Below are 22,713 nucleotides of genomic sequence, written 5' to 3'. Positions count from 1 at the left end.
ACCACCCTCACCGCCGCCAAGAACCTCGACCCCAGCTGCAACCTCTTCAACCGCACCAAGGCCGCCTGGGACGCCGTCAGCGTCCCCGCCCAGACGGCCGACCCGACCTGCGTCGGCGGCCCGACCAACGAGTACTCGCTCTCGCTGAACCCGACCTCCGGCCAGGTCCAGCCCGGCTCCTCGACCACCGCGACGGTCAACACCCAAGTGACCCAGGGCAGCGCCCAGTCGGTCAACCTGTCCGCCTCCGGTGCCCCGAGCGGCGCGAGCGTCACCTTCAGCCCGTCCTCGGTGCAGACCGGCGCGTCCTCCACGATGACCGTCTCCACCAGCGCCAGCACCGCGCCCGGCAGCTACGTGATCACGGTCACCGCCTCGGGGCAGGCCACCCACACCGCGCAGTACACGCTGACGGTCGGCGGCGGCAACCCGGGCGGCAGCGCGCCCGACATCAGCGTCACCAACGTCCAGGCGCACCTGGCCCAGTTCAACAGCATCGCCTCGCAGAACGGCGGCAACCGGCGCACCGGCACCAGCGGGTACAGCCAGTCGCTGGCCTATGTGAAGGCCAAGCTCCAGGCGGCCGGCTACCAGGTCACCGAGCAGACCTGCTCCACCTGCACCTACACCGCCAACAACCTGATCGCCGACTGGCCGGGCGGCCCCGCCGACCAGGTCACCATGTTCGGCGCGCACCTGGACGGCGTCAGCGCCGGCCCGGGCATCAACGACAACGGCTCCGGCTCGGCCGTCCTGCTGGAGACCGCGCTCGTCCTCGCGCAGCAGAACCCGACCCTCACCCGCCACGTGCGGTTCGCCTGGTGGACCGGTGAGGAGCAGGGCCTGCAGGGCTCCAAGCACTACGTGAGCCAGCTGAGCTCCACGGCCCGCAGCGCGATCAAGGGCTACTACAACTTCGACATGGTCGGCTCGCCCAACGCCGGCTACTTCATCAACAACGTCAACTCCACCACCTCGGCGCCGATGAAGGCGTACTGGGACTCGCTCAACCTCCAGCCGGAGGAGAACGTCGAGGGCCAGGGCCGCTCGGACGACGCCTCGTTCCAGTCGGCCGGCATCCCGACCTCGGGCTACGCGGCGGGCGCCAGCGCCACCAAGACCAACGCCCAGGCGGCGAAGTGGGGCGGCACGGCGGGCCGCGCGTACGACTCCTGCTACCACTCGGCGTGCGACACCACCAGCAACATCAACGCCACCGTGCTGGACCGCAGCGCCGACGGCGTCGCCTACACCCTGTGGAAGACCTCGGTGGGCAGCGGCCCGATCCCGACCAACGACTTCTCGGTCGCGGTCAACCCGGCCACCGGCAACGTCAAGCCGGGCGAGTCCACCACCGCCACGGTGAACACCCAGACCACCTCCGGCTCCGCCCAGACGGTGAACCTCGCCGTCTCCGGCGCGCCGGCCGGTGTGACCGCCTCGGTCAGCCCGTCCTCGGTGCAGTCCGGCGGCTCCGCGACGCTCAGCATCGCGGTCGGCTCGTCGGTCCCGAACGGGACGTACAACCTGACCGTGACCGGCACCGGCTCGGTCTCCCACACCAGCAGCTACTCGCTGGTGGTCAGCTCCGACCCGGGCCCCGGTGGCGGCACCTGGACCCCGGGCACCACGTACCAGGCGGGCGACGTCGTCACCTGGAACGGGGTCAGCTACCGGTGCCTCCAGGGCCACACGGCCCAGGTGGGCTGGGAGCCCAACATCGTCCCGGCCCTCTGGCAGGCGATCTGAGCGGACCGGATCGTCTCCGGGACGGGATAAGGGCGGTGCCGCGGTTCGTCGAGGGGGACGGACCGCGGCACCGCCGCCTTCTCACCGCCGCTCCGCCACCGCCGCGTCCCGTCCCTCGCGGGCGGCCCACAGCGCCAGCGAGGTGACGAGCAGGGCCACCAGGGCGCAGCCCACGGCCAGCGTGCCGTAGCCGCCGGCCGCCACGACCGGGCCGGAGAGCAGCCCGCCGGTGCAGCCGGCCACCGACAGCCCCACATCGGCCAGGCCCTGGGTGGCGGCGCCGCGCGCGGGCGGCGCGGCGGCGGTGACGACGGCGGTCCCGCCGACCAGTCCCAGGTTCCAGCCCACGCCGGCCAGCAGCAGCGCCGCCGCGAAGAGCGGCAGCGAGTCCCCCGGAGCGAGGCCGGCCAGCAGGGCGGCGGCGGCGAGTGTGACACCGGCGGCGGCGGCCGCCGGGAGCGCCCCCCAGCGGTCCACCAGCAGTCCGCTGAGCGGGGACGGCAGGAACATCGCGCCGATGTGCAGCGAGACGACCAGGCCGATCGCGGCGGTGCCGTGACCGTTGGCGGCCAGGTGGACGGGGGCCATGGCCATCAGGGCGACCTTCGGGAACTGGCCCAGCACCATGATCCACAGGCCGGTCGCCACGCCCGGCGTGCGCACCGGGTCCCGGGCCGCGCCGTCGGCCGGTTCAGCCGGTTCGGCCGGATCAGCCGGATCAGCCGGTTCGGCGGGCTCCGCCGAGGCGACCGGATCCCGCGCCCTGGCCGAGCGGAGCGGATCCGGCCGCAGCAGCGCGCCGAGCACCACGGCCGCCACCGCGTACCCGACGGCGGCCAGCACGAAGGGCGCGGCCGTCCGGGGAATCCCCCAGTCCTCGGCCGGACCGCCGACCAGCGCCACCAGATTGGGCCCGGCGACCGCGCCGAGGGTCGCGGCGAGCAGGACCCGGCTGACCGCCCGGCCGCGCCGCTCCGGAGCGGCCAGATCGGCGCCCGCGTACCGGGCGATCAGGTTGGTGGCGGTACCGGCTCCGTAGACCAGCAGCGCCGGCAGCAGCAGCGCCACCTGGTCGGCGGCCACCGCCACCACCACACCCACGCTGCCCAGGGCGCCGACCGCGTACCCGAGGCCGAGCCCCGGCCTGCGGCCCCGGGCCTGGCAGAGCCGCCCGATGCCCAGCGCGCCGAGCATCGACCCGCCGGTGAACAGGGCGGTGGGCAGACCCGCCAGCCCGGTCGAGCCGAGCATCTCCTCGGCGATCAGCGATCCCACCACGACGCCCGCGGTGAGCCCGACACCGCTCACCAGCTGGGAGACGACCAGGACGGCCAGTACCCGCCGCTGTGCCGGGTGTTCGGGCGGGTGCCGGGGCCCCGCGGCGACCTGCGGGGAGAGCGGCGTCATGGTGCCGCCGCCGGGCGCAGCGCCGAGATCTCCTCCAGCGACATGTCCAGCTCCTCGTGGAGGTAGCGGACAATCGTCCAGTGCGCCGGCGCGCCCTCGTCGAAGGCGCCGAACTCCCGGCAGTAGAGCGGGATCCAGCGCAGCGCCTGCTCGGCGGCCAGCTCCCGGCCGGGCTCCTCCTGGTACGCCTCGTAGGGGATGCCGCGGTGGTGGACGAAGTACCGGCCCGGCAGGCGCTCCTCGCACAGGGCGCGGTACTCGCGGGTCTGCAGGATGAGGTAGTGCCAGACCTCGTCGATGTCCTGCTCGACCGGCAGGAAGAGGCCGGCCAGCTCCTCGCGGTGGCGGGAGACCAGGTAGAGGTAGCGCAGGCACTCGGTGACCTGGCGCTCGGCGTCGGCGGGCGCCGCACCGGTGCGGGCGGCGGTGTAGGCCACCACCTCGGCGTGCAGGTCCTCACCGAGCAGGGCCCGGAGGTCCTCGGCGGTGACGCATGGCCGGTCGGTGGTCATCGGGTGCCTCCGTGGCTGTCCCCGGCGGCCGGGGGCGGGGTCGTGGCGAGCCAGGCGTACTTGCCCGAGGCGCCGATCGGCAGGTGGTCGTGGTGCTCGACCCGGCACGGCCGTCCGGTCAGCCGTCCGGCCTCGCCGGCCAGGGCGTCCGTCTCGTCCGCCGTCAGCGGGACGCCGTCGAAGGTGGTGCAGCGCAGCACCGCGCCGTCCCCGGGGCCCGTCACGTCCAACCGGTGCAGGAAGGTCCGGGGTGTGACCGCGGCGACCAGTTCGTCGAGGTCGCCCTGGGCGACCGGGCCCCGGGACGTGGCGAGCAGTTCCTTCTCCCGGCCGCAGAACCGGGCGATGCGGTCGGGATCCGCGCTGCCGTCCAGGGTGCGGACGCAGTCGCCGGAGCGGTAGCGGACCAGCGGCATCCAGGGGTTGCGGACGCTGGTGACGATCAGGCTGTGGATCCCGCTCCCCGGGGCGACGGGAAGGAGTTCGACGCTCATCCCGTCGAGGAAGGGCCGGTAGCGGCCGCTTCGGTCGCTGGAGTAGAGGTAGCCGAGTTCGGTGCTGCCGAACAGGTCGACGATCGGGCAGTCGAAGTGCTCACGCAGGTACCGGGCGACGTTCGCGGGGGTGTACTCGTAGGCGTGGACGATGCTGGCCGGCGGCGGGAAGTCCGCCCACAGGCCCCAGGCCCGCGCTTTGCGCACCAGGTGGGCGAGGTGGGAGGAGGAGCAGTCCAGGTGGTAGCGGCCGCGCGGGTGCGCCCGGGCGGCGGCCCGGATCTCCGCGAGCATCCGCTCGACGTCCTCCCGCCCCCAACGGGCGGGATCCAGCCGGAGGTTGAGGTAGCAGGTACGGTCGTCCAGCCAGCGGTCGGCCGGGGCCGGCACGGCGGCCGGCTCCTCGCCCCGCTTCCGGGCGTTGACGCGGGCCACGTGCTCGGTGGCCAGGACGGTGGTGAGGGAGACCCGCGTGCAGCCGTCCGCCCAGGTGTCGGCGATGTCGGGGTGCTCGCTCCACAGCCGGTAGTAGGACTTCAGCAGGAAGTACGGCGGCCGGATGATCTGCATGCGGGCGTGGTTGGTGCCGGTGGAGAGCACCATCTCCGCCTCGCCCGCGGCGAGGGCCGCGGCGAGGCCGGGCGTCATCCAGTTGTCCGGGAACCCGCGGGCGATCTCGGGTTTCTCCAGGACGGGGAAGTACCCCCGTTCGATCGAGGCACGGTAGAGCGGAATGTCCTTGATCCGGTCGACCACGTCGGCGGTCGGCTGGCCGTTCACTGTCACCTCCGGTCGGTGGGGCCCGGGCCGGCCCACGGCCGGCCCGGGCCTTCGCTACGCCGGCCGGGGCGTCCCGCGGCCGGCCGGAGCTGCGCCTGACGTCAGGAGATGCAGCCGGTCTTCGCCACGCTGATGCACCCGGACTTGGCGACGCTGATGCAGCCGGACTTGGCGGCGCGGGCCGAGTTGGCGGCGACCCAGGCCTTCCACTTGTCGTCCTGGGTCATCCTCTTGACGAGCTGTTCCATTAGGACCTCCGAGGTGTGCCGGTCATTCCGGCGGCGCGGGTCCACGCCGCCTCGGCGACAGTAAAGCGATGGTCAAGAACGTGTCAATGACGGGTCATCAGACTTCGGCCAGGGATCGGACATTCGGCCACCGCGGCCATTCCGGCCAGCACGGCCCGCCGGGTTCCCCGCCGTCGGGGCCGCTGCCGTAGAGTCGGCGCGGGCCGTCCGTCCCCGACCGAGGAGACCTGCCGTGACCACCGCCGCGAACCCCGGCTCCCCGCCCGCCGGTCCGGTGCCACCCGTGCCCGAACTGCCGCCCGAGGCGGTCGAGGAGTGGCGCGCCGAGGAGGCCGAGCTGATCGAGCTGCTGGCCCGCACCCGGCGGCGGCTCGGCGGCGTCGCCGCGTTCCGGACCGGCCCGCGGCCCACCGTCCTGGTCACCGACCCCGAGGCCGTCCTGCACGTCCTCGGCCGGCACCCCGAGCGCTACGTGAAGCGCTCGCACCGCGCCCGGATGCTCGCCGGCGACGGCGTGCTGTCCGCGACCGGCGATGCCTGGAAGCGTCAACGGAGGCTGCTCCAGGCGCAGTTCACCGGCCCCGGGATGCGCCGCTACGAGCAGCGGATCGCCGCCGCGGCCCGCCGCACCGCCGACCGCTGGGCCGGGTACGCGCACACCGGGGAGCAGGTCGACATCGGCGAGGAGATGCGCCGCTTCGCGCTCGACACCATCTGGCGCGCGCTCACCGGGCACCCGCTGGACGCCGCCACCGAGCGCGAGCTCGACCGCATCCCCGCCGTCGTCGCCGCCCTCCCCCAACTGCCCGACGGCGCCCAGGCCCACGACGCCGTCGCCGGCGACCTGGCCCGGATCGACGCCGTCGCGCACGCCGCCATCGACGCGGCCCGCCGCCGCGAGGACGGCCCCGACGGCCCCGGGGTGCTGCGCGACCTGCTCGACGCCGCCGAGCAGCACCCCGAGTACACCGACCGACTGATCCGCGACGAACTCGTCACCCTGCTCGTCGCCGGGCACGAGACCACCGCCACCACCCTGACCTGGCTCCACCTGCTGCTCGACGCGAACCCCGACGCCCGCGCCCGGGCGCTCGCGGCCGGACCCGAGGGCTCGCCCGAACGGCGCGAGGCGGTGCAGGCGCTGGTCAGCGAGACGCTGCGGCTCTACCCCTCCGCGTGGATCCTGCCCCGGCACGCGCTCGCCGACGACACCCTCGCCGGCCACCGGATCGAGGCCGGCACCGACCTGCTGGTCTGCCCCTACCTCACCCACCGCGACCCGGCCCTGTGGCCCGACCCCGAGCGCTTCGACCCCGCCCGCTTCACCCCCGGCGGCACCCGCCCCGCGCACCTCGGCGCCTACTTCCCGTTCGGTCTGGGCGCCCGCGCCTGCCTGGGCACCCAGTTCGCCCTCCGCGAGTCCACCGCCCTGCTCGAACTCCTGCTCCCCGCTTACGAGGTGGCCTTCCGGAGCACACCGTCGGGCTCCGTCTACGGCATCACCGTGCGCCCGGACGGCCCGGCCCCGGCGGTCCTGACCCCGGCCGCCACCGGCTGAGCGCCGTACGCACGGCGTGCGCCGGGCCGATCCGGTCGCCCGCCGGCGGCGCACGGGCCGGCAGGAAATCCGGTGGCCGGGGCCGGTGCGGCGAAGCTACGCTCCGGCCGATGACCGATGCCCTGCTCTCCGGACTCCTCGCCGGCTACGGCGTCGCCGTGCCGGTCGGCGCGATCTCCGTCCTGGTCGTCACGCTCGCCTCGCGGGTCTCGCTCGGCCGGGGTCTGGCGGGCGCGCTGGGCGTCGCCACCGCCGACGGGCTGTACGCGCTGGTGGCGGTGCTCGCCGGCGCGGCGATCGCCCCGGCGCTCGCACCGGCCGCCCGGGTGCTGGAGCTCGTGGCCGCCGGGGTGCTCGTCCTGCTCGCCGGCCACGGCCTGCGCGCGACGCTCCGCGCCAACCGTGCCCACGGGCAGGCCGGCGGCGCGCCGCCGCCGGTCGCGGCCTCACCGTGGCGCACCTACGCGGCCCTGCTCGGCCTGACCCTGCTCAATCCGCTCACCGTGGTCTACTTCACCGCCCTGGTGGTCGGCGGCCGCGCCGGCGGACCCGGCCCGCTCGGACCGGGACTGGCCTTCGCCCTCGCCGCCTTCGCCGCCTCGGCGAGCTGGCAGGCCCTGCTCGCCACCGGCGGCGCCCTGCTCCGCCGCACCCTCACCGGCCCGCGCGCCCGCCTCCTCACCGGTCTCGCCGGCCACACCGTGGTCCTCGCCCTGGCCCTCCGCCTCGCCCTGACGGCCTGAGCCGGCGGGCGCTACCAGTCGACCGTTCCATCGCCGCGGAGCATCGGGCGGTAGACCGGCCCGACCCAGTCACGGTCGTCGTGGTGGAGCATCGCCCCGGCCAAGGAGTGCAGCCGGGCCCCGAGGCTCGTCCAACCGACGAAGTCGGCCGAGTCGTCATGGGGTGCCTTCCCCAGGTGGCCGTGCCGCGGGCCGGGTCCGGCGTCGATGAAGCCGTCATCACCGTCCCGGCCGGCGAACGGGACCCAGAACGTCCCCCACCAGGGTTCCTCCTGCTCGCCCGGGTCGTCCGCGTCCCAGATCTCCATCCGCATGGTACGGATCTCGACGATCCCCTCGGTGGAGTACAGGGGGCCGCACGGGAGGACCGCCGGACAGGAGTCGTCTCCGTCATGGCACAGCAACGACTCCCGCAGGTCCGCGGGCAGCGCGAAGCCGAGCCGCTCCTCGACCCGGTCGATCGCCTCGGGCGCTGCGGGCGGGCGGAGCGCGGCCAGACTGACCGGCGCGTGCTTCGCCAGCCAGGCATCGATCAGGCGCCAGGACTCGGTCACCGGAGCGACCACGGGAGGGATGCCGCCGTGCGGGGATTCGATCACGGGCCACAGTCTTCCGGACCGCTGTGACGGGCGGGTCAGTGGCGGGTGGTGCGGCGGAACTCGGAGGGCGGGCAGCCGTAGTGGGCGTGGAAGCGGTGGGTGAGGTGCGCGTGGTCGGCGAAGCGGGCGGTGGCGGCGATGTCGGCGAGGGGCAGGGCGCCGGCGCTGCTGAAGGCGGCCCCGCCGCTCGGGCGCCGCATCCTGCGCGACGGCCGAACGGCGGGGCGGCCGGGGCCGGCCGGGTGGCGGTTATGCTGCGAGGCATGGACATCGTGATCCCGCTCTTCGAAGGCTTCGAACCGCTCGACGCGATCGGCCCCTACGAGATCCTCGCGCTGGTCCCGGGCGCCACCGTGCGCTTCGTGACCGGTGAACCCGGCCTGGTGCCGGACGCGTTCGGCGCGCTGCCCGTGCACGTGCCGACCGCGTACGCCGAGGTGGAGCGCTGCGACGTCCTGCTGATCCCGGGCGGTGGCGGCATCCGGCCGATGCTGGCCGATCCCGCCTTCCTCGACTGGGTGCGCCGCATCCACGCCGGCACCCGGTTCACCACCTCGGTCTGCACCGGTTCCGTGGTGCTCGGCGCGGCCGGTCTGCTGAAGGGCCTGACCGCCACCACCCACTGGGCGGCGACCGCCGAACTGGAGTCCCACGGCGCCGTCTACACGGCCGACCGGGTGGTCCGCCACGACCGGCTGATCACCGCGGCCGGGGTCTCCTCGGGCATCGACATGGCGGTCCGGCTGGCCGCCCTGCTCACGGACGAGGTCACCGCCCAGGCGATCCAGCTCTGCACCGAGTACGACCCGCAACCCCCGTACGACACCGGTTCGGTGGCCAAGGCCCCCGCCGAGGTGCTCGCCCGCGCCCACACCCTGGGCTGAGGCGTCGCGCGTTCCACGGAAGCCGTCAGGCGAGCGTCGCGGTGACCGCGGTGCGGGCGGCTTCGCGCGGGTCGGGGTCGGTCGAGAGCCAGGCGAGGTGGCCGTCGGGCCGGACGAGAGCGGCGGTGACACCGGACCAGGCGGGGCGGTGGCCGGCGGGCGGGGCGGTGTGGACGTCGAGGCCGGGCGTCAGGTCGTGGGCCAGCGGCGCGAGCGGTGACGGGGCGCCGGGGGCGGCGGTGAGGTCGAGCAGGACGTAGCGGGCCCGGCGCAGCAGGGGCAGCAGCGTGCCGCCGCCGTGGACGGCGAGGTCGGGGGCGCGGGTGCCGGTGAGCGGGTGGCGGCCGGACGGGTCGGCGGGCGGGTAGGCGACGGCGAGGCCGGAGGCGCGCAGGGCCAGGGCGTCGGAGAACTCCGGTACCTCGGTGATGAGTTCGCCGATCAGCTCGCGCAGGGCGAGGGACTCCGGCGTGTAGGTGGTCATCAGGCCGGTCTGCGCGCCGGTGCTGCGCAGCAACTCGGTGCCGACCGGGTGGCGTTCGGTGTGGTAGCTGTCGAGCAGGCCGTCGCGGGCGGTGCCGGCGAGGGTCTGGGCGAGCTTCCAGCCGAGGTTGGCGGCGTCCTGCAGGCCGACGTTGAGGCCGGGGCCGCCGGCGGGGAAGTGCGTGTGCGCGGCGTCGCCGGCGAGCAGGACCCGGCCGTGGCGGTACCGCTCGGCCTGGCGGGCGGCGTTGCCGAAGACCGAGATCCAGCGCGGGTCGCGGATGCCGAAGTCGGTGCCGGCGATCCGGCGCACCCGGGCGCGGATCTCCTCGAAGGTGACGCTCTCGGGCCGCTGCCGGACGCTTTGCGGGTCGTTGCCGACCACCCGGTGGAGGCCGCCGGGCAGCGGGAAGACCATGACGGTGCCGTGCTCGTTGGAGGTGGTGGACGCGGCGGGCGGCGCGTCGAGCACGACGTCGGCCGTCCAGGCCCACCGGGTGGCGGCGGTGCCGGGGAAGCCGATGCCGGCGGCGGTGCGCACGGTGCTGCGGCTGCCGTCGCAGCCGACCAGGTACGCCGCGCGCAACCGCCGTGGCCCGGCGGGGGTTTCGACGTCGACGGTGACCGCGTCGTCGTGCCGGCTCAGGCCGGTCACCCGGTGCTCGCGCAGCAGGCGGACACCGAGCGCCTCGGCGTGGGCGGCGATGAGTTCCTCGGTGCGCACCTGCGGCAGGGCGAGGGTGAACGGGTAGGGCGTGTCCAGCCGGGAGAAGTCCATCCGGGTGGTGAGCGCGGCGAAGTGCCCGCTGGGCACCCGCAGGCCCTCGGCGAGGAACGGCTCCACGATCCCCCGGGCGGCGAACAGTTCGAGGGTGCGCGGGTGGACGGTGAGGGCGCGGGAGTGCGGGTCGGGCTCGGCCCGGGTCTCCAGGACGGTGACGTCGACGCCGTGGAGCCGCAGCTCGCAGGCGAGCCACAGCCCGACCGGCCCGCCCCCGGCGACCACGACCTCGTGCGCGGCCTCGTGGGCGGCTTCCTGCGTGGCTTCCCGCACGGCCTCGTGCGCTGCTTCGTGCATGTGCATGTGCATGGCGAAGTTTCCCTCCTCTTGGTCACTGACCAACGGCGATGGCTCCAGTAGACTAGGTCAGTGACCAAGAAGCAAACCCCGGCCGCCCCGAAGGCCCGGCTCGACCCGGACGCCGTGGTCCGCGCGGCGCTCGACCTGCTCGACGAGAAGGGCGCCGACGCCGTCTCCCTGCGCGGCACGGCGGACCGCCTCGGCGTGCGGATGAACACCGTGCTGTGGCACGCCAAGACCAAGGCCCGGCTGCTGGAGCTGATGGCCGACGCGATCCTCGCCGGGATCCCGCTCACCGGCCTGCCCGAGGCCCCCGACGAGCGGGTGCGCGAGCTGGCCCGCCGCTACCGCCGCTGCCTGCTCGCCCACCGCGACGGGGCGGCCGTGGTCGCGGGCACCTACGCGGCCGAGCCCGCGACCCTGGCGTTCGCCGAGCACTTCACGGCGGCCCTGCTCGCCGGCGGGCTCGACGAGCGCCGGGCGGCCTGGACGTTCTGGAGCATCCAGTACCTGGTGCTCGGCCTGACCCAGGAGGAGCAGGCCCTCGCCGCCTCCGGCGAGGAGCACACCCTCGGCCCGGCGCTCGCCGCCGGCGGCTACCCCGCGCTCGCCCGGGTGGCGCCGCACCTGGAGGACACGGCGTTCGACGAGCGCTTCGAGTTCGGCCTCGACCAGCTGCTGCGCCCCCACGGCGCACGCGCGGAGCGCGCGCCCCAGGCGCACGCCCACACTCCGTTCCACGGGGAGGCCTGACGCCGGAGGCGGGTAGGAGAGTGGAGGACCGCAGGTCTCACCGTTCGCACAAGGACGTGCACATGAGCGACGACCCCTCCCAGATCGCCGTCACCGACCAGATCAGGGCCGCCGGCGAGCACGCCGAGCGCCTGCTCATCGCGTCGGGCCGCCCGGCCCCGGTCCGGACCACCCCGGAGCAGGCTCCGCCGTGGTTCCGGGAGACCCGGGCGGTGATGCTCCGCGCCGAGGAGGACGGCAGCCTGCGCCACTGCGACCACCTGGCCTCCCCCCAGCCGACCGCCATCCTCGCCGAGGCGCCGGACCGGCTGGTCTGCTGGGACTGCTACACCGGGGCGCAGGCGCGGCGCAGGTGCCACCTCTGCGGCCGGCCGGCGGGGACGCGCTCCCTGTACGGCGGCGTCGAGGCGGTGATCCGCGGCCCGGCGGCCGTCTACTCGCGGGTGATCTGCCGCTCCTGCGCCGAACCGGCCGGCCCCCGGGGCACCTTCGGCAACGGCCGCTGACGGCGCAGCGGCGCCCCCTCCCGGATGAGGGGGCGCCGCTGCACGGGAACCGCTCAGTCCCGCTCGACGTCGACCTCGGTCAGGCGGGCGAAGCGCTCCGGGTCGGTGCGGCGGATCCGCCGGGCGACCAGGTGGCCGGCCACCGCGACGAGCGGGACCGGGATCAGCAGCAGCGCCTTGACGATGCCCGAAGCACCGGTCAGCAGGCTGAAGTTGAAGACGGCGAGCACCGTCAGCAGAGCCAGGCCGGCGGCCGCCACCCACCCGCGCAGTGCACCGGCCGCCAGCTGCACCTGACCCCCGGCACCTATGCCTGGACCCTCGGCACACCGGGGGGCTTCGCTCCCGGCGAGGACATCCAGCTGCAGGACGGCACCTACAAGTGGACCCTCTGCGTGTTCCCCCGCGCCGTCATGTGGGGCGCGTACACCGAGCTCAGCAAGGTCGGCGGCGGGGCGTACTTCCGGAAGGAGACCTCGTTCGACGTCTCCTTCCCCTACACCTACTTCTGGGACTCCATGCTCTACAACTGGAGTCCGGCGTAGCCCACCGCCGCACGCCCCCGGCCCGCGGCGGGTCGGGGGCGTGCGGCGCCGGGCATCGGCCGGAGGTCAGCGGCGCGTGTTGGACGGGGCGTTGCCCGGTGTGCCGGACGGGGCGTTGGACGGACCGTTGGACGGCGCGCCCGTGCCGGTCGGGGTGGCGTTCGGGTCGGTCCGCGGCGCCGGGTCGGGGATGTCCGTCATCGGCAGGGACTGCTTGGGCGTGCCCCGCAGGGCCTGGTTCATGGCGTCCCGCCAGATCGGTCCGGGACCGTCGGCGCCGAACACCTCGGCGCGGTACTTCCCGTTGATGGTGATGTTGCGCATCTCCACACCGCCGGCGGGGCCGCCGAGCCAGACCGCGGCGGCGAGCTGCGGGGTGTAGCCGCTGAACCAGGCGGCCTTCTTCTTGTCCGAGGTGCCGGTCTTGCCGGCGATCTGCCGGTCACCCTCCAGGTGGAGCGCCGCACCGGTGCCGCCGCTCTCGGTCACGCCGTTCAGGATGGTGTTCAGCACCCGGGCCGTGCTCTCGGAGAACGCCGTCTCGCAGCGGGCCGGCGGAACCTTGACGTCCGTGCCGTCGACGGTGGTGATCCTGCTGACGGCCACCGGGGCGCAGTACTTGCCGCCGGCCGCGAAGGCCGCGTAGACGCCGGCCATGGTCAGCGGGCTGACCTCCTCGACGCCCAGGGCCATCGCGGGGACCTCGTCCAGCGGCTTGCCGCTGGCCCGGGCGGTGATGCCGAGCTTGTTGGCCATCTGCTTGACCGCGCAGAGGCCGATCTCCTTCTCCATCTGCACGAAGTAGGTGTTGACCGAGAGGGCCATCGCCTCCTTCAGCTGGTACGGCCCCTGCTCGTTCGCCGACTCGTTGGGCACCGTGACCTTGGGCTTGCCGTTCTTCCAGGTGCCCTCGCAGGTCTTCATGTCCGGGTAGTCCATCCGGTTCGGGGAGGAGTACTCCTGGGTCGGCGGCAGCCCCGCCTCCATCGCCGCGGCCGCGACCACCGGCTTGAACGTGGAGCCGGGCTGGAAGCCGTTGCCGCCGCCCATCGCCGCGTCGACGTTGAGGTTGACGACGGTCTGGTTCTTGGCCGTCTCCAGGCCGTACGGACGGGTCTGCGCCATCGCCAGGATCCTGCCGGTGCCCGGCTCGACCATGCTCACGGCGGCCGAGACGCTGTCGGTGACCCGCACGTTGGAGCTCACCGCGTTCTGGGCGGCGGTCTGCTTGTCCGGGTCGAGGGTGGTGTGGATGTTCAGACCGCCCTGGTCCCAGAACTTCTTGCGGTCGGCCGCGTTGGCGCCGAACACCGGGTCCTGCTTGACCACCTGCCGGACGTAGTCGCAGAAGAAGCCCATGCCCGCCTGCGCCGTGATGCAGCCCCGCTGCGGTTCCTTGTAGTTCAGGCCCAGCGGGGCGGCCTTGGCCTCCCTGGCCTGCTCCTCGGTGATGTGCTTGTTCTCCAGCAGCTTGTCGATCACCGTGTTGCGACGGTTCACGGCGGCCTGCGGGTGCGCCTTCGGGTCGTACTGCGAGGGGTTCTGCACCAGGCCGGCCAGGGTGGCGGCCTCGGCTATGGTGAGGTCCTTGTTGCTCTTGCCGAAGTAGCGCTGGGAGGCGGCCTCCACACCGTAGGCGCCGTTGCCGTAGTACGTGATGTTGAGGTAGTTGGTGAGGATCTGCTCCTTGGTCAGCTCCTCCTCCAGCCTGATCGAGACCTTCAGCTCCTGGATCTTGCGGCCCAGGGTCTTGCGCATGGCCTCCTGGACGGCCGCCTTGTCGTCGCCGGCCTTCTCGACGTTGACGTTCTTCACGTACTGCTGGGTCAGCGTCGAGGCGCCCTCGGCGGCGGTGCCGCTCTCCGCGTTCTTGCTGAGCGCCCGCAGGACGCCCTTGAGGTCGACGGCGCCGTGCTCGTAGAAGCGGGCGTCCTCGATGTCCACCTGGGCCTGCCGCATGTACGGCGACATCTCCTCGGCGGTGAGCACCCGGCGGTCGCGCTCGTAGACCTTGGCGATCAGCCCGCCCTTGGCGTCGAAGATCTGGGTCGCCTGGGTGAGCGGCGGGGTCTTGAAGTCGTCCGGGATGTCGTCGAACCCCTCCGCCGTGTTCTTGGCGGTCAGCCCGAGCGCCCCGACGGCGGGCAGCGCCATGCCGGCCAGCAAGGCACCGGACACCACGCTCACGCCGAGGAAGGTCGCGCTGTAGCGGACGAAACGGACCGGCGACTTCCGGGAAGGCCCGGGAGCTTCGTCGTCGGCCGGGTCCGCGGTCGGGAGAAGATTCGATTCCATACTTCCTTGATGCGGTGAGAACCCCGAATCGTTGCGCACACGCGCGAATTTCCACCCCGGTTCGGGCCGGAGCGGCCCGAAAGGGCACCGCCGGGGGCGACCCTGCCGCTCGCGCCGCCAGCCCGATCCTGTTTGCTGTCCCTGTTCCTGCCGCTGTCCCCGCTTCCTGCCGCCTTCCCGGTATCCGCCCGGCCCGCACCCCTCACCCGGAGCCCTCCGCCATGACCGCACCCTCGCCCAACGCCGGCCCGCTGTTCGCCGCCGTCGACATCGGCGGCACCAAGATCGCCGGGGCGCTCGTCGACGCCGCCGGGACGCTCGCCGACCGCGTCCAGCTGCCCACCCCGGCGCGGCAGCCGGGCGCGGAGGTGCTGGCCGTGGTGCACCGGGTGCTGGACCGGCTGGCCGCCGCGCCGCGGTGGGGCGAGGTCACCGCCGTCGGCATCGGCAGCGCCGGACCGGTGGACCTCGCCCGGGGCACCGTGAGCCCGGTCAACATCCCCGGCTGGCGGGAGTTCCCGCTCACCGCCGAGGTCGCCGCCCACCCCGCCGTGGGCGCCCGCCCGGTGGCGCTGGCCGGGGACGGCGTGGCGATGGCCGCCGCCGAGCACTGGCGCGGCGCGGCCCGCGGCGCCGACAACGCGCTCTGCCTGGTGGTCTCCACCGGGGTCGGCGCCGGGCTGGTGCTGGACGGGGCCGTCCGTCCCGGCCCCAGCGGCAACGCCGGGCACCTCGGGCACATCACCGTCGACCTCGACGGCGAGCCGTGCCCGTGCGGCTCGCGCGGCTGCCTCGAAGGCCTCGCCAGCGGCACCGCGATCGCCCGCCGGGCCCTCGCCGAGGGCTGGCGGCCCGCCGGGGAGGACCGTTCGGCGCGGGCGGTGGCCGAGGACGCGCTGGCCGGGCACCCGGTGGCACTCGCCGCCTTCGACCGGGCGGCCCGGGCCCTGGCCGCCGGGATCGCCGCCACCGCCGCCCTGGTCGACCTGCGGCGGGTGGTGATCGGCGGCGGGGTGGCGACGGCCGGCCCGGTCCTGTTCGAGCCGCTCGCCCGCCACCTGGACCGCTACGCCGCGCTGCCCTACGTGCGCGGGCTGGACGTGCGCCGGGCCGAACTCGGCACCGACGCGGGCCTGATCGGCGCGGCCGCGCTCTGCCGCTGACGAACTCGCCGCCCGCGCGCCCGGGTTGCGGCGCACGTCCGCGCTGTCGCCGGGACGGTCCGGGGGAACCCCGTCCGCAAAACCAAGCAGGATCCTGCCCCAGCAGGATCCTGCCACTCATCGATCCGGGTCGCGGCGGAGGTCAGCGAGCGCGACGCCCGTCCGGGATCACCGGAACGCCCCTGGTGAGGGCGGAGGGGTTCGACAGGCGTCGACGGGCCGGGTGGTGCCCGGAGGACGCCGCGGACAGCGATCCGCGCGGCGAGGCGATCGCCACCCGGGGCGGCGCCACGGGCGCCGCTTCGTCGGAGAGGAACCCGGAGAGGAACCGGCGCTCCGACGGGCTGAGCGTGCGGGAGCGGCCGGAGACCGCGTCCCTGGCGACCACGACCGTCCGTGCCCGCATGAATGTGTGCGTGTCACGGCACACCCTGACCACGACGTGCGCGGAACTGCGCCCGAGTCGTTCGACGCTCAACTGCACCAGCAACGGTTCCGGCCGGTGGTACAGCTGCTCCAGATAATCGATCTCGTGCCGCGCGATCAGGAATCCGGACGGGAATAGCGATTCCCGGACGGCGACCGGGTGGTGGCAGAACAGGTCGTAAATTCCCTCCTGGACGTAGGAGACCAGCCGGGCGTTGTTGATGTGCCCGTTCTCGTCGACGTCGCTCCACCGGGTGGGACAGGCCACCACGTGTGCGTGGACGTCCACCGCCTGGGTGGCTGCCGCGTTCACCGCTGTTCGGCCGTGGAACCGGTGAGCAGCAGCGCCCGGCGCAACCGCGCGTAGTAGACGGCGTGTTCGGACGCCATCCGGGCCGCGGTCCAGCCCTCCTCGGCGGCCTCGGCGGCGGCTTCGACGACCAGGCTGTCGAGGACGCCGTCGACCGCCCGGCACAGATCCGCCACCGACGCGAGCCGGTCGGTGACCTCCGTCCCGCCGAACGCGCCGCGGGCCGGGAAGGCCGCGAGTGATTCCACCGCGAGCCGCAGCTCGTCCACGGTCTCGGACCTGGATTCCGAAACGAAATTGCGCACAGTTCTCTCCCTGAAAGGGTAGGGGTGGGTAGGGATGGGTTTCTGGATGGTGCGGACCCGGCTGAGCGGGCCCGGATCCCCCCGGCGCCATGGACGCTATCCCAGCCCGGGGCGCTACCGGGAGGTATACGGAACCGGAGCGGAAACTGACCACTATTGGAGTAGTTTGGCGTTGCATAAAATCAGCCGCATCCACCGAATGCCAGCCCGGTCCGGCCCGTCCCCCGCCGCTCCGCCCGGTCTCTCCCCCGGTCTCTCCCCCGGTCCCGCCGCCGGTCGTCCCGGTCCTGCCGCCGGTCCCGGCGGTCATGCCCCGATCCCCCAACTGGTCCACCAGCGCGCCTTGTAGAGGTGCGTACCGGGCAGGCGCCACCGGCCGTCCGGGCGGTGCAGGGTGAGCGCCGAGGTGCACCAGGAGCAGGAACCCGTGTGGTCCGGGGCGGCGGTGAGCAGCCGCCCGGTACCGGGTTCGTCGCCCACGCTCTTGATGTCCCGCTCGGCCCCCTCGCTCCCCAGCCGCAGCCGGGTGAAGCGGTCCGCCGCCGGGTCGAAGCGCCACAGGTGCTCCGCCGTGCTCACCCAGAGCCGCCCGGGCTCGGCGAGCACCGGCGCGAGGTCGTGGCCGCCCGGCTCGGGCAGCGGCAGCGTCCGCTCGACGGTGAGCAGGGGCGCGGCCGGGGTGCCGCCCACCCGCAGCGCGGTCAACGTGTCGTCGCCGAGCGCCCAGAGCAGCCGGGCGCGCTCGTCCCAGTGCACCGCGTGCGCGCCCCGCAGCCGGTGCTCGGTGTGCGCGGTGGTCCGCGGGCCGAGGGAGGCGGCGTACAGGCGTATCCAGCCGCCGGAGGAGGCGGCGACGGCCACATTGCCGTCGGGGAGCAGTTCGGCGCTGTGCGGGTTGGCCAGCGGGCCGGTGTCGACGGCCCACACGGTGGCGCCGCTCGCGGTGTCGACGAGGGCCGCGAGGCCGCCGGAGGCGGTGGTGACCAGGTACCGGCGGCCGTCCCGCACCCGGGTCTTCGCCTCGTCGGGCAGCTCCCAGCTGCGGCGCGGGTCGAGGTCGCCGAGGTCGCCGGCGGTGTCCGCGGACCACGACCAGATCACCGGCTCCCGGTCCGGCCCGCGGTAGTCGAGCGGTTCGTCGTCGGCGCCCCGCACCACCAGCACCCGCCGCGAGGTCTGGTCCACCACGGCCACCGTCCACCCGGGCCGCACCCCGGCGGCCGTCGCCGGTACCGTGCCGGCGACGACGACCAGGGCCGCCAGGCCCGCCGTGGTCCGCCACAGCCGCCGTGCCCGCATCGACACCGCCGGCACCTCCCGTCGTCCGTCCCCCGCCACCACCGTGCGGTGCGCCCCCGCCGGCCGCCAGCGCACGACCTCCGACCGGCCTAAACACCGCTTGTCGTACCCGGCTGGTTAGATCGGGACCGAGGGCACCGCGAGAGGAACCGGAGAGACGATGAGCACGGGCACGAGGACCGGCGCAGAGGCACCCGAGCCGTACGCCGCCGACACCCACGACCTGATCCGCGTGCACGGCGCGCGCGAGAACAACCTCAGGGACGTCAGCATCGAGATCCCCAAGCGCCGGCTGACGGTGTTCACGGGCGTCTCCGGCTCGGGCAAGAGCTCCCTGGTGTTCGACACCGTCGCGGCGGAGTCGCAGCGGCTGATCAACGAGACCTACAGCGCCTTCGTGCAGGGCTTCATGCCGTCGGTGGCCCGGCCGGACGTGGACGTGCTGGACGGCCTGACCACCGCGATCATCGTCGACCAGCAGCGGATGGGCGCGGACCCGCGCTCCACCGTGGGCACCGCCACCGACACCAACGCGATGCTGCGGATCCTGTTCAGCCGGCTCGGGAAGCCGCACATCGGCTCGGCCAAGGCGTTCTCCTTCAACGTCGCCTCGATCAGCGGGGCGGGCGCGGTCACCGTGGAGCGCGGCGGCACCACGGTCAAGGAGCGGCGCAGCTTCAGCATCACCGGCGGCATGTGCCCGCGCTGCGAGGGCCGGGGCGCGGTCTCGGACATCGACCTCACCCAGCTCTTCGACGACACCAAGTCGCTCGCCGAGGGCGCGATCACGGTGCCCGGCTACACCGGGGACGGCTGGATGACGCGGATCTTCAGCGGCTCCGGCTTCCTCGACCCGGACAAGCCGATCCGCGACTACACCGAGCAGGAGCTGCGGGACTTCCTGCACCGCGAGCCGACCAAGGTGAAGGTGAACGGCATCAACCTCACCTACGAGGGGCTGATCCCCAAGGTCCAGAAGTCCATCCTGTCCAAGGACCGGGAGGCGATGCAGCCGCACATCCGGGCGTTCGTGGACCGCGCGGTCACCTTCACCGCCTGTCCCGAGTGCGACGGCACCCGGCTGACCGAGGCCGCCCGGTCCTCGAAGATCGGCGGGATCAGCATCGCCGACGCCTGCCGGATGCAGATCAGCGACCTCGCCGCGTGGGTGCGCGACCTCGACGAGCCCTCGGTGGCGCCGCTGCTCGCCGCGCTGCGGCAGACCCTGGACTCCTTCGTCGAAATCGGCCTCGGCTACCTCTCGCTGGAACGCCCGGCCGGCACCCTGTCGGGCGGCGAGGCGCAGCGGGTGAAGATGATCCGCCACCTCGGCTCCTCGCTCACCGACGTCACCTATGTCTTCGACGAGCCCAGCACGGGTCTGCACCCGCACGACATCCGGCGGATGAACGGCCTGCTGCGGCAGCTGCGGGACAAGGGCAACACGGTGCTGGTGGTGGAGCACAAGCCCGAGGTGATCGCGATCGCCGACCACGTGGTGGACCTCGGTCCGGGCGCGGGTTCCGCGGGCGGCACGGTCTGCTTCGAGGGCTCGGTGGAGGGCCTGCGGGCGGCGGGCACGGTCACCGGCCGGCACCTCGACGACCGGGCCTCGGTGAAGAGGACGGTGCGCACGCCCACCGGCCGGCTGGCCGTCCGGGGCGCCTCCGCGCACAACCTGCGGGACGTCGACGTGGACATCCCGCTCGGGGTGCTGGTCGTCGTCACCGGCGTGGCCGGCTCCGGCAAGAGCTCGCTGGTGCACGGCTCGATCCCGGCCGGGGAGGGCGTGGTGTCCGTCGACCAGAGCCCGATCCGCGGCTCACGGCGCAGCAACCCGGCCACCTACACCGGTCTGCTGGAGCCGATCCGCAAGGCGTTCGCCAAGGCCAACGGCGTGAAGCCGGCGCTGTTCAGCGCCAACTCCGAGGGCGCCTGCCCGACCTGCAACGGCGCGGGCGTCGTCTACACGGACCTGGCGATGATGGCCGGCGTGGCCACCACCTGCGAGGACTGCGAGGGGCGGCGGTTCGACGCCTCGGTGCTGGAGTACCACCTCGGCGGCCGGGACATCAGCGAGGTGCTGGCGATGCCGGTGACCGAGGCGGAGGCCTTCTTCGCCGCCGGCGAGGCCAAGGTGCCGGCCGCCCACCGGATCCTGACCCGCCTGGTGGACGTCGGCCTCGGCTACGTCAGCCTCGGCCAGCCGCTGACCACGCTCTCCGGCGGCGAGCGCCAGCGCCTCAAGCTGGCGACCCACATGGGCGACAAGGGCGGCGTCTACGTCCTCGACGAGCCGACCACCGGCCTGCACCTGGCCGATGTCGAGCAGCTCCTCGCCCTGCTGGACCGCCTGGTGGACTCCGGCAAGTCGGTCATCGTCGTCGAGCACCACCAGGCGGTGATGGCGCACGCCGACTGGATCATCGACCTCGGCCCGGGCGCCGGCCACGACGGCGGGCGGATCGTCTTCGAGGGCACCCCGGCCGACCTGGTCGCCGACCGCTCCACCCTCACCGCCCAGCACCTCGCGGAGTACGTCGGCGCCTGAGCCCGCCCCGGGCCCGGGGCGGTTGCGCCCCGGCCCGGCCTAGCGGCCGGCGATGGCGTCGGCGAGGCGGGCGAGCGGGGAGGTGGTGGGGCGGCGGCCGGTGGACTCCTGGCGGTCGGCGGCGTGGTAGGCGGCGTAGAGGGCGTGGACGCCGAGCCAGCGGAGGGGTTCGGGCTCCCAGCGGCGGACGGTGTGGCCGACCCAGGGCAGCCGGGTCAGTTCGGTGTCGTGGCCGAGCACCAGGTCGCGCAGGGTGCGGCCGGCCAGGTTGGTGGTGGTCACCCCGCTGCCGACGTAGCCGCCCGCCCAGCCGAGGCCGGTGCGGCGGTCGAGGTCGACGGTGGCGCACCAGTCGCGGGGGACGCCGAGCACCCCCGCCCAGGCGTGCTCGATCCGGGCGGAGCGGGCGGCGGGGAAGAACTCGTGCAGGATCTCGCGGAGTTGGCGGATGGTGGCGGGCTGGGTGGCGCCGTCGGTGTCCGTCCGGGAGCCGAAGCGGTAGGGCACGCCGCGCCCGCCGAGGGCGATCCGGTCGTCGGCGGTGCGCTGGGCGTACATGTAGGCGTGGGCGTAGTCGCCGAGCACCTCGCGGCCGTCCCAGCCGGTCTCGGCCCAGAAGGACGGCGGCAGCGGCTCGGTGGCGATCATCGCCGAGTTCATCGGCAGCCAGGTGCGGCGCTCGCCCGCGAGGCCCGAGGTGAAGCCCTCGGTGGCGCGCAGCACGTAGCGGGCGGTGACGGTGCCGTGCGGGGTGACCGCCCGGGGCGTGCGGCCACCGCGGATCTCGGTCACCGGCGTGCTCTCGTACAGTTCGACGCCCAGCCGCTCAACGACGTCCGCGAGCCCGGCGGCGAGCTTGGCGGGCTGGACGCGGGCGCCGTACGGGCTCCAGACCCCGCCGAGGGCGCCGTCGACGCGCAGCCGCTCGGCGGTCTCGGCCGCGCTGAGCGCGTGGACCCGGTCGGGGCCGTAGACCCGTTCGACCTCGGCGAACTCGCGCAGCCGGGCCAGTTGGGCGGGGGTACGGGCGACCTCCAGCACACCGCCGCGCACCACGTCGGCGTCGATGCCCTCGGCCTCCAGGGTGTCGGCGACCTCGCCGACCGCCGCGTCCATCACCCGCTGCATCGCGGCCGCGCCGGCCCGGCCGTGGCGACGGGCGAAGGCGCCGCGGCCGGCGAAGCCGTTGTAGAGCCAGCCGCCGTTGCGCCCGGAGGCGCCGAAGCCGCAGAAGCGCTGCTCCAGCACGGCGATCCGCAGGGCCGGCTCGGCCTTCTTGAGGTAGTACGCCGTCCAGAGGCCGGTGTAGCCGCCGCCGACCACGCAGACGTCGACCTCCCGGTGGCCGGGCAGCGCCGGCCGCGGCTCGGGCAGCCCGAGCCGGCCCCACCAGAAGGACACCCCGCCGTTCACACCCGTGCCACCGGCTCCCACGAACCCCGACCTCCGCCTCACACCGACCGTTCCCCGGGACGCTACGCCCGCCTATCGGCCCGGATCCACCGGCAGCCTGCAAGAAACGGAGTTCCACCCCGAGCACCCTGTCAGGCCGAGAACCCGGAGAGCAGCCGATGCCCCGACACGGCGTCACTCGTCGTCGAGCCGCCGAAGAACCCGGGTGAGGTCACCGGAGTCGAACAGGCCGGCCAGTACCCGCGTCATGGACCCGATGCCCGGATCCCGGACGATGAGGGCGTCGGAGCACCAGAAGGAGCGGCCGTCCGGCGCCTCGCCCGTTCGGGAGCACCTCTCCAGGAGACGTTCGACCTCGGCGAGCGTGAACACGGTCGCGCTCCAGCGTGAGCCGTCGGCCGCAAGACGGACCTCGACGTCGATGTTGCAGACGCCGTCCAGCGGCTCGCCCGCGCCGGGCAGGAACGACGCCTCGAAGTGGTCTGTTCGCACGCGGTACCAGGGCCCGTCCCATCCCTGCTGAACGGCGCCGGTCCCGGTGGTGGTCGTCATCCACGGAGTATCCCCGGCAGGCCCGGAGTGCTCAACGGGGTGCCGTGCGCCGGGGCC

Annotated in this window: 23 protein-coding genes; 9 read left to right on the top strand and 14 right to left on the bottom strand. The window is 74.1% G+C overall.

All coding sequences use genetic code 11. The features are described from left to right. Positions 1 to 1,749 (top strand): M28 family peptidase (locus ABTX81_RS23850; RefSeq protein ID WP_350548963.1); only part of this gene is annotated, 1,749 nt, incomplete at its 5' end. Between the two features lie 81 nt (positions 1,750 to 1,830). Here the strand turns inward: ABTX81_RS23850 and ABTX81_RS23845 are convergent. The 4 genes from ABTX81_RS23845 to ABTX81_RS23830 all read right to left on the bottom strand — a co-directional run bounded on the left by ABTX81_RS23845 (position 1,831) and on the right by ABTX81_RS23830 (position 5,190). Further along, entirely contained in the window at positions 1,831 to 3,156 is a 1,326-nt protein-coding gene (locus tag ABTX81_RS23845; protein WP_350548961.1) for an MFS transporter, read from the bottom strand. Beyond that, a complete protein-coding gene (locus ABTX81_RS23840) occupies positions 3,153 to 3,668 on the bottom strand; it encodes a glycine-rich domain-containing protein (protein ID WP_350548959.1) in 516 nt (171 codons plus the stop codon). Before ABTX81_RS23840 ends, ABTX81_RS23845 begins: the two co-directional genes overlap by 4 nt. Then, on the bottom strand, positions 3,665 to 4,942 hold the full coding sequence (locus tag ABTX81_RS23835) for a phenylacetate--CoA ligase family protein (protein WP_350548975.1): 1,278 nt from the start codon (positions 4,940 to 4,942) through the stop codon (positions 3,665 to 3,667). The genes ABTX81_RS23840 and ABTX81_RS23835 overlap by 4 nt, the downstream gene beginning before the upstream one ends. A 101-nt stretch (positions 4,943 to 5,043) precedes the next feature. Further along, a complete protein-coding gene (locus tag ABTX81_RS23830; protein WP_350548957.1) occupies positions 5,044 to 5,190 on the bottom strand; it encodes a hypothetical protein in 147 nt (48 codons plus the stop codon). Between the two features lie 232 nt (positions 5,191 to 5,422). On the opposite strand from ABTX81_RS23830, the gene ABTX81_RS23825 reads away from it, so the two are divergent. Continuing rightward, positions 5,423 to 6,748 (top strand): cytochrome P450, encoded by a 1,326-nt coding sequence (locus ABTX81_RS23825; protein ID WP_350548955.1) that lies wholly within the window; start codon positions 5,423 to 5,425, stop codon positions 6,746 to 6,748. Between the two features lie 110 nt (positions 6,749 to 6,858). Further along, a complete protein-coding gene (locus ABTX81_RS23820; protein WP_350548953.1) occupies positions 6,859 to 7,491 on the top strand; it encodes a LysE family transporter in 633 nt (210 codons plus the stop codon). Between the two features lie 11 nt (positions 7,492 to 7,502). Here ABTX81_RS23820 and ABTX81_RS23815 read toward each other — a convergent pair whose 3' ends face one another. Both ABTX81_RS23815 and ABTX81_RS23810 read right to left on the bottom strand, forming a co-directional pair. Further along, complete coding sequence (locus ABTX81_RS23815; protein WP_350548951.1) at positions 7,503 to 8,090, bottom strand: SMI1/KNR4 family protein; 588 nt, start codon at positions 8,088 to 8,090, stop codon at positions 7,503 to 7,505. A 35-nt stretch (positions 8,091 to 8,125) separates the two neighbouring features. After that, complete coding sequence (locus ABTX81_RS23810; protein ID WP_350548949.1) at positions 8,126 to 8,290, bottom strand: helix-turn-helix domain-containing protein; 165 nt, start codon at positions 8,288 to 8,290, stop codon at positions 8,126 to 8,128. A 63-nt stretch (positions 8,291 to 8,353) separates the two neighbouring features. On the opposite strand from ABTX81_RS23810, the gene ABTX81_RS23805 reads away from it, so the two are divergent. After that, positions 8,354 to 8,974 carry a DJ-1/PfpI family protein gene (locus ABTX81_RS23805; protein WP_350548948.1) on the top strand — a complete coding sequence of 207 codons (621 nt, stop codon included), beginning with the start codon at positions 8,354 to 8,356 and terminating at the stop codon, positions 8,972 to 8,974. A gap of 25 nt (positions 8,975 to 8,999) precedes the next feature. Here the strand turns inward: ABTX81_RS23805 and ABTX81_RS23800 are convergent, their stop codons facing one another. Next, positions 9,000 to 10,535 (bottom strand): FAD-dependent monooxygenase, encoded by a 1,536-nt coding sequence (locus tag ABTX81_RS23800; RefSeq protein ID WP_350548946.1) that lies wholly within the window; start codon positions 10,533 to 10,535, stop codon positions 9,000 to 9,002. 72 nt (positions 10,536 to 10,607) lie between these two features. On the opposite strand from ABTX81_RS23800, the gene ABTX81_RS23795 reads away from it, so the two are divergent. Next, positions 10,608 to 11,291: a TetR/AcrR family transcriptional regulator C-terminal domain-containing protein gene (locus tag ABTX81_RS23795; protein ID WP_350548944.1), complete on the top strand. Its 684-nt coding sequence runs from the start codon at positions 10,608 to 10,610 to the stop codon at positions 11,289 to 11,291. A 62-nt stretch (positions 11,292 to 11,353) separates the two neighbouring features. Further along, positions 11,354 to 11,797: a hypothetical protein gene (locus ABTX81_RS23790; RefSeq protein ID WP_350548942.1), complete on the top strand. Its 444-nt coding sequence runs from the start codon at positions 11,354 to 11,356 to the stop codon at positions 11,795 to 11,797. 53 nt (positions 11,798 to 11,850) lie between these two features. On the opposite strand, the gene ABTX81_RS23785 is transcribed toward ABTX81_RS23790, so the two are convergent. Beyond that, a complete protein-coding gene (locus ABTX81_RS23785) occupies positions 11,851 to 12,090 on the bottom strand; it encodes a hypothetical protein (protein ID WP_350548940.1) in 240 nt (79 codons plus the stop codon). Positions 12,091 to 12,192: 102 nt separating this feature from the next. Here ABTX81_RS23785 and ABTX81_RS23780 point away from each other — a divergent pair, with 102 nt between their 5' ends. Further along, positions 12,193 to 12,342 (top strand): hypothetical protein, encoded by a 150-nt coding sequence (locus ABTX81_RS23780; RefSeq protein ID WP_350548938.1) that lies wholly within the window; start codon positions 12,193 to 12,195, stop codon positions 12,340 to 12,342. Positions 12,343 to 12,408: 66 nt separating this feature from the next. Here ABTX81_RS23780 and ABTX81_RS23775 read toward each other — a convergent pair whose 3' ends face one another. Further along, complete coding sequence (locus ABTX81_RS23775) at positions 12,409 to 14,637, bottom strand: transglycosylase domain-containing protein (RefSeq protein WP_350548936.1); 2,229 nt, start codon at positions 14,635 to 14,637, stop codon at positions 12,409 to 12,411. Between the two features lie 221 nt (positions 14,638 to 14,858). On the opposite strand from ABTX81_RS23775, the gene ABTX81_RS23770 reads away from it, so the two are divergent. Beyond that, positions 14,859 to 15,800 (top strand): ROK family protein, encoded by a 942-nt coding sequence (locus ABTX81_RS23770; RefSeq protein WP_350548934.1) that lies wholly within the window; start codon positions 14,859 to 14,861, stop codon positions 15,798 to 15,800. Positions 15,801 to 15,942: 142 nt separating this feature from the next. Here ABTX81_RS23770 and ABTX81_RS23765 read toward each other — a convergent pair whose 3' ends face one another. From ABTX81_RS23765 to ABTX81_RS23755, 3 genes are all read right to left on the bottom strand, one after another. After that, complete coding sequence (locus ABTX81_RS23765) at positions 15,943 to 16,539, bottom strand: acyl-CoA thioesterase (protein WP_350548932.1); 597 nt, start codon at positions 16,537 to 16,539, stop codon at positions 15,943 to 15,945. Beyond that, positions 16,536 to 16,841 (bottom strand): hypothetical protein, encoded by a 306-nt coding sequence (locus ABTX81_RS23760; RefSeq protein WP_350548930.1) that lies wholly within the window; start codon positions 16,839 to 16,841, stop codon positions 16,536 to 16,538. The genes ABTX81_RS23765 and ABTX81_RS23760 overlap by 4 nt, the downstream gene beginning before the upstream one ends. Positions 16,842 to 17,147: 306 nt before the next feature. Next, on the bottom strand, positions 17,148 to 18,140 hold the full coding sequence (locus ABTX81_RS23755; protein ID WP_350548973.1) for a DUF6528 family protein: 993 nt from the start codon (positions 18,138 to 18,140) through the stop codon (positions 17,148 to 17,150). 160 nt (positions 18,141 to 18,300) lie between these two features. Here ABTX81_RS23755 and ABTX81_RS23750 point away from each other — a divergent pair, with 160 nt between their 5' ends. Next, positions 18,301 to 20,691, top strand: a complete 2,391-nt coding sequence (locus ABTX81_RS23750; RefSeq protein ID WP_350548928.1) for an ATP-binding cassette domain-containing protein — start codon at positions 18,301 to 18,303, stop codon at positions 20,689 to 20,691. 39 nt (positions 20,692 to 20,730) lie between these two features. Here the strand turns inward: ABTX81_RS23750 and ABTX81_RS23745 are convergent, their stop codons facing one another. Then, positions 20,731 to 22,125, bottom strand: a complete 1,395-nt coding sequence (locus ABTX81_RS23745; RefSeq protein WP_350548926.1) for an NAD(P)/FAD-dependent oxidoreductase — start codon at positions 22,123 to 22,125, stop codon at positions 20,731 to 20,733. Between the two features lie 153 nt (positions 22,126 to 22,278). Next, positions 22,279 to 22,656: a hypothetical protein gene (locus ABTX81_RS23740; protein WP_350548924.1), complete on the bottom strand. Its 378-nt coding sequence runs from the start codon at positions 22,654 to 22,656 to the stop codon at positions 22,279 to 22,281. Positions 22,657 to 22,713: the final 57 nt, after the last annotated feature.

Source organism: Kitasatospora sp. NPDC097605 (assembly GCF_040302725.1).
In the GTDB taxonomy this organism is placed as follows: Bacteria; Actinomycetota; Actinomycetes; order Streptomycetales; family Streptomycetaceae; genus Kitasatospora.
This window is presented reverse-complemented; position numbering and strand designations above follow the sequence as displayed.

Bases quoted from the DNA above. Each gene is read 5' to 3' on its own strand.
- ABTX81_RS23845 (WP_350548961.1), bottom strand. From the start codon at position 3,156: ATGACGCCGCTCTCCCCGCAGGTCGCCGCGGGGCCCCGGCACCCGCCC.
- ABTX81_RS23840 (WP_350548959.1), bottom strand. From the start codon at position 3,668: ATGACCACCGACCGGCCATGCGTCACCGCCGAGGACCTCCGGGCCCTG.
- ABTX81_RS23830 (WP_350548957.1), bottom strand. From the start codon at position 5,190: ATGGAACAGCTCGTCAAGAGGATGACCCAGGACGACAAGTGGAAGGCC.
- ABTX81_RS23820 (WP_350548953.1), top strand. From the start codon at position 6,859: ATGACCGATGCCCTGCTCTCCGGACTCCTCGCCGGCTACGGCGTCGCC.
- ABTX81_RS23810 (WP_350548949.1), bottom strand. From the start codon at position 8,290: ATGCGGCGCCCGAGCGGCGGGGCCGCCTTCAGCAGCGCCGGCGCCCTG.
- ABTX81_RS23805 (WP_350548948.1), top strand. From the start codon at position 8,354: ATGGACATCGTGATCCCGCTCTTCGAAGGCTTCGAACCGCTCGACGCG.
- ABTX81_RS23800 (WP_350548946.1), bottom strand. From the start codon at position 10,535: ATGCACGAAGCAGCGCACGAGGCCGTGCGGGAAGCCACGCAGGAAGCC.
- ABTX81_RS23790 (WP_350548942.1), top strand. From the start codon at position 11,354: ATGAGCGACGACCCCTCCCAGATCGCCGTCACCGACCAGATCAGGGCC.
- ABTX81_RS23775 (WP_350548936.1), bottom strand. From the start codon at position 14,637: ATGGAATCGAATCTTCTCCCGACCGCGGACCCGGCCGACGACGAAGCT.
- ABTX81_RS23770 (WP_350548934.1), top strand. From the start codon at position 14,859: ATGACCGCACCCTCGCCCAACGCCGGCCCGCTGTTCGCCGCCGTCGAC.
- ABTX81_RS23755 (WP_350548973.1), bottom strand. From the start codon at position 18,140: ATGCGGGCACGGCGGCTGTGGCGGACCACGGCGGGCCTGGCGGCCCTG.
- ABTX81_RS23750 (WP_350548928.1), top strand. From the start codon at position 18,301: ATGAGCACGGGCACGAGGACCGGCGCAGAGGCACCCGAGCCGTACGCC.
- ABTX81_RS23740 (WP_350548924.1), bottom strand. From the start codon at position 22,656: ATGACGACCACCACCGGGACCGGCGCCGTTCAGCAGGGATGGGACGGG.